The organism is Streptomyces aurantiacus (assembly GCF_001418335.1).
Classification (GTDB): domain Bacteria; phylum Actinomycetota; class Actinomycetes; order Streptomycetales; family Streptomycetaceae; genus Streptomyces; species Streptomyces aurantiacus.
This window is the reverse complement of sequence record NZ_LIPP01000440.1, coordinates 1-8,832: the sequence shown is the minus strand read 5'-3', so window position 1 is coordinate 8,832 and position 8,832 is coordinate 1. Positions and strand designations below refer to the sequence as shown.

Here is an 8,832-nt window from a genome sequence, read left to right as displayed (position 1 = left end):
CCACCACCCACTCCCCCACCGTGCCCTCACCCGTCATGCGCTCGCCCGTCGCGCTCTCCGTCTTACGCTCGCCCGTCGTGCTCTCCGTCGGGCTCGCGCTCCTCGCCTGCGTCGAGGTCCTCGTACGGACCGCCGGTCTGCGCGGCAACCTCGCGCTCTCCGTGCTGCTCGCGCTGTGCACGACCCTGCCGGTGGTGTTCGTGCTCGCGCCGGAGCGCCGCGCGGACACCCGCAACGCCGCCGCGATCGCGCTCACCACCGCCTGCGTGCTGGCCCTGGAGTCCTTCCACGCCCTCACCCTCGCGGGAGCGGTGGCCCAGCTGGCGGTGGTCCATCTGCTCGGACGAGCCGGAGCGCCCCTGCTCAGCGTGCTCCTCGTGCTCCCGTACGTCGGTCTGGCCCTGGCCACGGCCGCCGGCTTCGGCCACTCCGCGGACTCCACCGTCCGCATCGTGGCCGTCCTGGTCGCCACGCTCGCCTCCGCGGCGGCGGCCACCGGCATCACCCGGCATGTGCGGACCGCGGCGCAGGCACACAGCGCGACGGAGCGGGCCTTCGCCGACACGCTCCTCGAACATGCCGCACGCGGTGAACGGGCCCGTATCGCGCGGGAGTTGCACGACGTCGTCGCGCATCACATCTCGATGATCGCCGTGCAGGCCGAGACCGCCCGGCTGACCACGCAGGGGCTGCCCGCCGACGGCGCCACACGGCTGCTCGCCATCGGGGACACCGCGCGGGCCGCGCTGACGGAGATGCGGCGGCTGCTCGGAGTGCTGCGCGAGGACGCGGACGCGGGGGTCACCCGGCGGCCCCAGCCGGGGCTGCGCCAGCTGCTGGAGCTGATCGACGAGTCCCGGGACGCCACGGGTTCCGGTACGCGGCTGATCGTCAGCGGCACGGTCGCGCCCCTCGCCCCGGGCATCGAGGTCACCGCGTTCCGTATCGTCCAGGAGGCCCTGACCAACGCCCGCCGGCACGCTCCCGGTGCCGCCGTCGACGTGGAACTCCGTTACGGCGACGACGACTTGGAGCTCCGCGTGCGCGACAACGGCCCGGGGCCCGGCGGCCCCCCAACCGGTTTCAGCCATACGGCGGACCGGGCGGGTCACGGCCTCCTCGGTATGCGCGAGCGGGCGGCGACCGTGGGAGGCACGCTGCGCACCGGCCCCGCGCCCGGCGGCGGCTTCCTGGTCGAGGCCCGGCTCCCGGTACGGGCGGAGGCCCTGGCATGACGGACCCCTGGGCACCACCCGCATCGGTTCCCGGAGCGACCGGGGAGGACCGGCCCGTACGCATCGTCGTCGCCGACGACCACGAGGTCGTCCGGGCCGGCTACGCCGGACTCCTCGCCACCCAGCGGGACTTCGTCGTCGTGGGCACCGCGCGGGACGGCGCCGAGGCGGTCCAGGTGTGCCGTGAACAGCGGCCGGATGTGGTGCTGATGGACGTACGGATGCCGGTGGCGGACGGCATCCAGGCCACCGCGGAACTGCTGCGCGACGCCGAACCCGCCCATGCGCCACGCGTGTTGATCCTCACCACCTTCGACCTCGACGAGCACGTGTACGACGCCCTCACCGCCGGGGCCAGCGGCTTCCTCCTCAAGGACGTCACCGCGGAGCGGCTCTTCGACGCGGTGCGGATCGTCGCCGCCGGTGAGGCCCTGCTGGCACCCGCCGTGACCCGCCGGCTGATCGCCGAGTTCGCCCGCCTCAGGCCCCGGACGCCGGGCCGGCCGGGCGGGCCGGACCGGGACACGCTCGCCGTGCTCACCCCGCGCGAGACGGAGGTGCTGCGGCTGCTCGCCGAGGGACTGTCCAACCCCGAGTTGGCCGGCCGCCTCCACGTGGGTGAGGAGACGGTGAAGACCCACGTCAGCCGGGTGCTCTCCAAGCTCGGGCTGCGGGACAGGACACAGGCGGTGGTCATGGCGTACGAGACGGGCCTGGTCGTACCGCGAGCCGGGAAGCCCGCCTGACGGGACCCCTCGCCGACCGGGTCGCCTCCGACGGGAACTCTTACTGACCGGATAGGCGCGGCTGGTTTTCACCCCTTGTGGCGGTGCTCACGGCGTTCTCATAATCCCTCAACAGAAATTGACCGGCTCATGCCAGCCAAGGCCGGACACCACGCACGTCCTCTTCTCGCCGGACTCGGCGCGACGGTGTGCGACTTGGCATGCGCCTGCCATTCCACCCCCCACGGAAGGCATCACGATGAAGAACCTCCTCAAGACGCTCAAGAGATGCGCGGTCGCGGGCGCCGCCGCCCTCGCGGTCATCAGCCTTCAGCCCCTCTCCACCGCGCAGGCCGCCCCGGCGCCCGTCGTCGGCGGAACCCGCGCCGCCCAGGGCGAGTTCCCGTTCATGGTCCGGCTCTCCATGGGCTGCGGCGGCGCGCTCTACACCCAGCAGATCGTGCTCACCGCCGCGCACTGTGTGAGCGGCAGCGGCAACAACACGAGCATCACCGCCACCGCCGGCGTCGTGGACCTCCAGTCCACCAGCGGCCGGGTCCAGGTCAAGTCGACGAAGGTCTACCAGGCCCCCGGCTACAACGGCAACGGCAAGGACTGGGCGCTCATCAAGCTCGCCCAGCCCATCAACCTGCCCACGCTGAAGACCGCCACGACCACCGAGTACAACTCCGGCACCTTCACCGTCGCAGGCTGGGGTTCGGCCAGTGAGGGCGGCGCCCAGCAGCGCTACATGCTCAAGGCGAGCGTGCCGTTCGTCAGCGACGCCACCTGCCGCTCCTACAGCGGTTACAGCGGCCTCGTCGCGGGCGACGAGATCTGTGCCGGTTACGCCGCGGGCGGCGTGGACACCTGTCAGGGCGACTCCGGTGGCCCGATGTTCCGCAAGGACAGCGCCGGCGCCTGGATCCAGGTCGGCATCGTCAGCTGGGGCATAGGCTGCGCCCGCGCCAACGCTCCCGGCGTCTACAGCGAGGTCTCGACCTTCTCCGCCGCCATCGCGTCGGCGGCGTCGACTCTCTGACGCACCTGTACGAGGACCCACGGGCCCGGCGCCGTCATCGGCATCCCGTACTGCGCCGGGCCCGTGGCCGTACCTCTGTCGCTGTCCTCCTGCTCTGCACCGCCTGTTCCGGCGGTGCGGACCGTGACTCGGCGGAGAGTGCGAAGAAGGCGGTGGACCACGGGGCGGCCGTGCGCGCCGCGATCGGGAGGACGAGCGCGGACAGCGTCCGCGTGGACGAGAACATCGAGATGCGGTCCACCGACAGCACCACGACGTACGAACTCGCGATCGCCGGCGCCTTCGATCTGGCGGGTGACAGGGGCCGGCTCACGGTGGAGCTCGACGAGGCCGGCGGCATGGACCCCGTCGAGGAGGTCTTCGTCGGCGACACCGTTTATCTGTGGGGCTCGCGGACGGTGGCCGAGGGCAAGTGGGCCGCGGTCGACCGGAGCGAGGCCCTGACCCGCTATTTCCTGCGGTCGCCGCTGAACGACCCCGAACATCTGCTCCGCCAGATGAAGGCGATGCGGCAGGTGTCGAACGAGGGCACGGAGCAGGTGAACGACGCCCCTGCGGTGCATTACCGGGGCACGATCGACCACCGCACCGCGACGCTCCGCATGTCGACGAGGACGAAGCAGGGGCTGGACTCCATGCGCGAGGAACTGGGCGACGACGTGCCCGTCTACGCGGACGTGTGGGTCGACGGGAAGGGGCGCGCCGTCCAGGCCCGGCTGTCCTTCTTCGGCGGTGTGAAGGTCGTGACGACGATGACACTCTCGGACTTCGGGACGCCGGTGAAGGCCGAGGCGCCGCCGGCCGAGCAGGTCGTGCCCATGACGGCGGGCGACGACGTCCTGCTTGCCTGAGCGGGCTCAGAAACCCCCGCCGAAGTCCCCGCCTCCCCCGCCGCCGCCTCCTCCCATGTCACCGCCGCCGAAGCCGCCGCCGCAGTCACCCGGGTCGAAGTCGGAACCGGACATGTCCCCGCCCTCGTACCCGCCGCCGCCGGAGTCCCCGTACCCTCCGCCGTATCCGTAGCCGGCCCCGTACGCCGGGCCGGCCATCATCGAGCCGAGCATGGTGCCGACGAGCAGGCCGGGCAGCATGCCGCCGCCGAAGTAGCCGCCCGCCCAGGGGCCGTACGCCGGGCCCGCGTCCCAGTAGGGGCGGCGGCCCCAGTCGGTGTCGACCTCGCGGACGGCGGGGTCGTGGCCCTCGGCAAGGCGGACCCGGTCGGCGGCGCAGACGGGCACCTCGCGGGCGGCTCCGCCCGCCGGCGTCCAGGTGGCGTCGGCGACCGACGGGCCGTGCCGCGGGTCGAAGAAGCAGGGCGCCCGGCGCTCGGGGAGGGGCCGGCCCTCGCGGCGCGCGGCGAGCACGGCGAGGGAGAAGCGGCCGTCCTCCAGTGCCTGGGTGACGGCGCGCACGTCTTCGGGGCGGGTGGCCGCGGCCATGAGGGACTTGGCCTTCTCGTACGCGTCGAGGGCGTGCTCGTAGTCGGTACGCATCGCGTCGTCCGCGCCGGCCTCCGCGGGGCGGAAGTCGAGCCGGTCGAGTTCCTCGCCGAAGGCGGTGATGTCCTCGTCCACGACGACGCGCAGCCGGTCGAGCGCGGCCCGCCGCTCCGCCGCCTGCCTGCGGCGGTTGCGCCGCATGAGGGTGTACGCGCCGGCGCCGGCCACCACGATCACCGCGCCGACCCCGATCAGGGCGCCGCTGCCGAGACCGCCACCGCCCTCGTCCCAGCCGCTGGGCGCGGAGCCGCCGATGTTGGCGAGGGCTCGGTCGGTGAAGTCGTTCAGCTGGGTCTTCGTGTTCTCGCCGCGTACGCCGCTGACGCTGGTCACGAGGTTGCGCACAGCATCGTTCGGCAGGACGGAGGAGTCGGCCCTCGCGTCGAAGCGGTCGCCGAGCCTGATCGCGTACAGGCCGGTGATGCCGGTGTCGGTGCGCAGGTTCTGGAAGAGGTTCTCGGCGGGGAAGTCCGCGGGGAGGACGGCGACGAAGACCGGCTTGTCCGCCTTCTCGATCTTCTCGGCCAGGGCGTCGGCGTCGGAGTCGGACAGTTGTCCGGACATGGACGGGTCGACGTACACGGGACTCTCGCGCAGGGCGTCGGCGACCGCCGAGACGTCCGTGGCGGTGACGGTGGCGGCGTGCGCGCCCGGGGCCCCGACGAACACCATCGCCAGGGCCACGAACGCGACCAGCAAACCGGAGAACCCTCGTCCGAGTGCGCCCTTCATACCTCCGACGCTACTCCTGCCCACCACATCCGGCGGCCCCACCGAGCACTTCCAGGGGCGCGGGGAACTCGGTGAAACCGCCGGTCAGGCAGTTGACACCGGGTGCCGAGGACCGCCTTCCTTCAAGGGGCGCGGGGAACTGCGCGACCAGCCCCCACCGGGCCGCGGACGACCGACGAACAACAACCCGCGCCCCCGTAGAACCGCCGGTCAGGCATACGCCTCCGTCAGCTTCGCCACCGCCCGCCCGTACCGCCCCGTGAGCAGCAAATGATCCGCGTCGGCGAACGGCTTGGCGACCGCCGCCGTGATGCCCTCCCCGACCTTCCGCTGGACAAGCAGCCGCGCCTTGTCGACGATCGCGCGGCCCAGCTCGTCGGAGCCGGTCCGCTCGGCCAGCGCCGCCGCCGCGGCGAGGGCCTTGAGCGTCGCCCGGCCGCCCTCCGGCACCTTGGTCAGCGTCGTGAGGCCCCACCCGTACGGGAACTGCGGATCGTACGACGCGTCGCCGACGTTGATCGGCAGCTGAGCCTCCGACTTCGGCCAGGTGACGGGCAGCTGCCCGGTGAAGGCCCGCTTCCCGTAGAGCACGTCCGCGACCCCGTCGCCCTCGGTGCCCGGCAGCCAGGACGCGACCAGCGCGTCGATGTCGCCGAGCTGGTCACCGATGAGCTGAGGGCGCCCCGAGACGACCAGGACCGCGCACTTCATGGCACCGCACACCGTGTCGACCACGGCCTTGTCGGCGGCGGACAGCGCCAGGTCGTGGCCGTTGCCCACGTCGCCGATGCCCTCCGCGTACGGGGTCTCGCCGACGACCACGACTCCCACGTCATGGCCGCCGGTGGGCGCCGACGCGTCCTTGGAGTACGTGACCGAGTCGCTGCCGCCGGCCTTGCGCATTCCCTCCAGGATCGTCGTCCCGTCCGTGATCTTTCCGGACGAGCCCTGCCAGGTGATGGTCCAGCCGCCGGTCTGGTTGCCGATGTCGTCGGCGTTGGACCCGGCGACGTACACCTTCTGCGACTTCTTCAGCGGCAGCACACCGCCCGCGTTCTTCAGCAGGACCTGGGACTCGGCTGCGGCCTCGCGGGCCACGGCCCGGTGCTTGGCCGAGCCGATCGCCGAGGCGCCACCGGTGTCGGCGTACGGCTTCTCGAAGAGCCCCAGCTTGAACTTCTGCGTGAGGATGCGGGACACGGCGTCGTCGATCCGCTTCTCGCTCACGCGCCCTGCCCGCACCTCGTCGAGGAGCGTGGCGTGGAAGTCCTTGTACGCGTACGGGACCATGATCATGTCGAGGCCCGCGTTGACGGACGTACGGACGTCGCTCGCGTAGTCGCCGGGGATCTGGTCGATGGCCTGCCAGTCGCTGATCACGAAGCCGTCGAAGCCCATGCGGTCCTTGAGGACGCCGTTGATCATCGCCGCGTTGGCATGCATCTTCACCGGGCCCTCGGAGTCGCCGAGGATGTCCAGCGAGGAGTACGAGGGCATGAACGTACCGACGCCGCGGTCCACCGCGTCCTGGTACGGGGCCAGTTGGACGGCTTCGAGCTCCTGGCGGGTGACCTTCGTGACGCCCTGGTCGATCGTGTACGAGCCGGTCGTGGACGAGCCGAACTCCGTGCCGCCGTCGCCGACGAAGTGCTTGGCGGTGGCGAGGACCTTGTCGTTCCGCTTCAGGTCCTTGCCGCTCGCGGCCCCTTGGAGGCCCTGGATGACGGTCTCCATGGACTCGACAAGTGCCGGGTCCTCGCCGAACGACTCGTAGGTACGGCCCCAGCGCTCGTCGCGCGCCACGCACAGGCACGGCGCGAAGTCCCACGGGATGCCGGTGGCCCGGACCTCGGCGGCGGTCACCTTGCCGGCGTCGTACGCGACTCGGGGATCACGCGAGGCGCCGATGCCGATGTTGTGCGGCATGATCGTGGCGCCGGTGAGGTTGTTGTGGCCGTGCACCGCGTCCACACCGTAGATGAGTGGTATCTGGAACCGGGTGGCCTGCGCCCGGAGCTGGAAGCCGTCGATCATCTTCGCCCAGCCCTCGGCCGTGTTCGGCGTCGGCGTGGAGCCGCCGCCGGAGAGCAGCGAGCCGAGGTCGTACGCGGCGATGTCGCCCGGCGCGGTCAGCGCGCCGCGCTCGGCCTGGGTCATCTGGCCGGCCTTCTCGGCGAGTGACATCCGGGAGAGCAGGTCGGCGACCCGCTTCTTCACCGGCGCCTTCGCGTCCAGGTACGGCAGCCCGTGCGCGTCGATCACGACCTGCGGGTTCTCGGCGGGCGCCTTGGCGCCGGTGACCGTGAGCTTCAGCGGGACGGTCTCGGCGTTCTCGCTCGCCTTGTCGCGCAGGGTCCCCACCGTGACGGTCCGCGAGGCGCCGGAGGCCGTGCCGGCCGGGAAGGTCAGCTCGCCCTTGACCGGGGTGTAGTCCTTGCCGGACTCGCCGGTGCCGCCGGCCGTCTCGTACGCGACGGTGACGGGCTCCTCGATGGGAGCGGAGCCGGTGGTGGCGACCGTCACCTTCACGGCGGCGGAGCGGCCCTCCTTCACCGGGTAGACGGCGGCGTCGGTGACGACACGGGCCCGCAGCGCCTGGTCGGCCTTGCCGTACAACTCCACGCCGTCCATGGCGAACCGGTCCTTGACGCCGACCGGGAGCGTGAGGGCGTACCCCCACATCTCGGTGAGGCCGAGGACCTGGTCGATGCCGCCGACGGGCTGGTAGTCCGTGCGGTAGGTGAAGTCGGTGAAGGGGATCTCCAACTGCTTCCAGCCGGTGAAGTCGTCCGTGAAGGACGTCGTCCACAGCTCGGAGGCCTCGCCGTTGGCGCCGCCGTCCTTGAGCTCGAAGTTGACCTTCTTGCCGTTGTTCCGGCCGTCCCACCAGAAGCGGATGCCCTTGCTCGCGGACCAGTCGTGGGCCGGCTCGGCGAAGGCGAAGTCGTGGGTGAATCCTCCGTAGCCACTGATCTCGTACGTGCCGGAGAGGACCTTGTCGCCCTGCGGGGCGTCGTCGCGGGCGGCGAGTTCCAGCGTGGGCGCGTCGTCGCTGTCACCGCCCCAGGTGAAGATGCCGTCTGCGGGCGGGCTCGCGAACGGAACCTCGCCCTCGAAGTTGTCGACGGGCACGGGGGCGGGGGCGGGATCGTCCGCTCCGGAGGCGGTGCTCGCCGCGGCGAACGGGAGCAGACCGGTCAGCAGGGCGGCGGAGACGAGCAGGGCGGTTCTTCGCATGGACCTTCCCTAGGCTCTCGAAGAGCTGTTGCGGCTTGATCTCGCACGAAACTCGCACGAATCCCACACGGCTTAAATCACGCCGTGAGTTAACTGACGCACCGTCGAGCCGTCAAGACTTCACACCAAAGCCGGTACAGACCGAAATGCCTGCCCGATCAGGGCCGTTGCACGTTCGGAAACCGAACGCGCGCCCCCTTGACGCGGGCCCGAAGGCGTCATTTACTCACGCCTCGCACGCCCCCGCCGCCCCTTCCCATTCCCGTCACGTACTCGGGGGCTCCGCCCCCGAACCCCCGGTCCTCAAACGCCGGACGGGCTGGTATTTCAGCCCGTCCGGCGTTTGAGGACGAGCGCGTCAG

6 protein-coding genes are annotated in these 8,832 nt (G+C 71.5%); 4 read left to right on the top strand and 2 right to left on the bottom strand.

Annotated elements, in window-relative coordinates:
* From AOK01_RS38150 to AOK01_RS38135, 4 genes are all read left to right on the top strand, one after another.
* A partial coding sequence (locus tag AOK01_RS38150) for a sensor histidine kinase (RefSeq protein WP_425424793.1) occupies positions 1-1,235 on the top strand: 1,235 nt, incomplete at its 5' end.
* On the top strand, positions 1,232-1,981 hold the full coding sequence (locus AOK01_RS38145; RefSeq protein ID WP_055519937.1) for a response regulator: 750 nt from the start codon (positions 1,232-1,234) through the stop codon (positions 1,979-1,981). The genes AOK01_RS38150 and AOK01_RS38145, both read left to right, overlap by 4 nt.
* 238 nt (positions 1,982-2,219) lie before the next feature.
* Positions 2,220-3,002, top strand: coding sequence for a serine protease (locus tag AOK01_RS38140; protein WP_055519935.1), 783 nt, complete (start codon positions 2,220-2,222; stop codon positions 3,000-3,002).
* Between the two features lie 50 nt (positions 3,003-3,052).
* Positions 3,053-3,853, top strand: coding sequence for an SCO4651 family lipoprotein (locus tag AOK01_RS38135; protein ID WP_055519933.1), 801 nt, complete (start codon positions 3,053-3,055; stop codon positions 3,851-3,853).
* Between the two features lie 6 nt (positions 3,854-3,859).
* On the opposite strand, the gene AOK01_RS38130 is transcribed toward AOK01_RS38135, so the two are convergent.
* Positions 3,860-5,233 (bottom strand): hypothetical protein, encoded by a 1,374-nt coding sequence (locus tag AOK01_RS38130; RefSeq protein ID WP_055519931.1) that lies wholly within the window; start codon positions 5,231-5,233, stop codon positions 3,860-3,862.
* A 210-nt stretch (positions 5,234-5,443) separates the two neighbouring features.
* Positions 5,444-8,470 carry a glycoside hydrolase family 3 protein gene (locus tag AOK01_RS38125; protein ID WP_055519928.1) on the bottom strand — a complete coding sequence of 1,009 codons (3,027 nt, stop codon included), beginning with the start codon at positions 8,468-8,470 and terminating at the stop codon, positions 5,444-5,446.
* Between the last annotated feature and the right edge of the window lie 362 nt (positions 8,471-8,832).

Excerpts from the sequence above, each read along its gene's own strand:
- AOK01_RS38145 (WP_055519937.1), top strand. The coding sequence starts at position 1,232 with ATGACGGACCCCTGGGCACCACCCGCATCGGTTCCCGGAGCGACCGGG.
- AOK01_RS38140 (WP_055519935.1), top strand. The coding sequence starts at position 2,220 with ATGAAGAACCTCCTCAAGACGCTCAAGAGATGCGCGGTCGCGGGCGCC.
- AOK01_RS38130 (WP_055519931.1), bottom strand. The coding sequence starts at position 5,233 with ATGAAGGGCGCACTCGGACGAGGGTTCTCCGGTTTGCTGGTCGCGTTC.
- AOK01_RS38125 (WP_055519928.1), bottom strand. The coding sequence starts at position 8,470 with ATGCGAAGAACCGCCCTGCTCGTCTCCGCCGCCCTGCTGACCGGTCTG.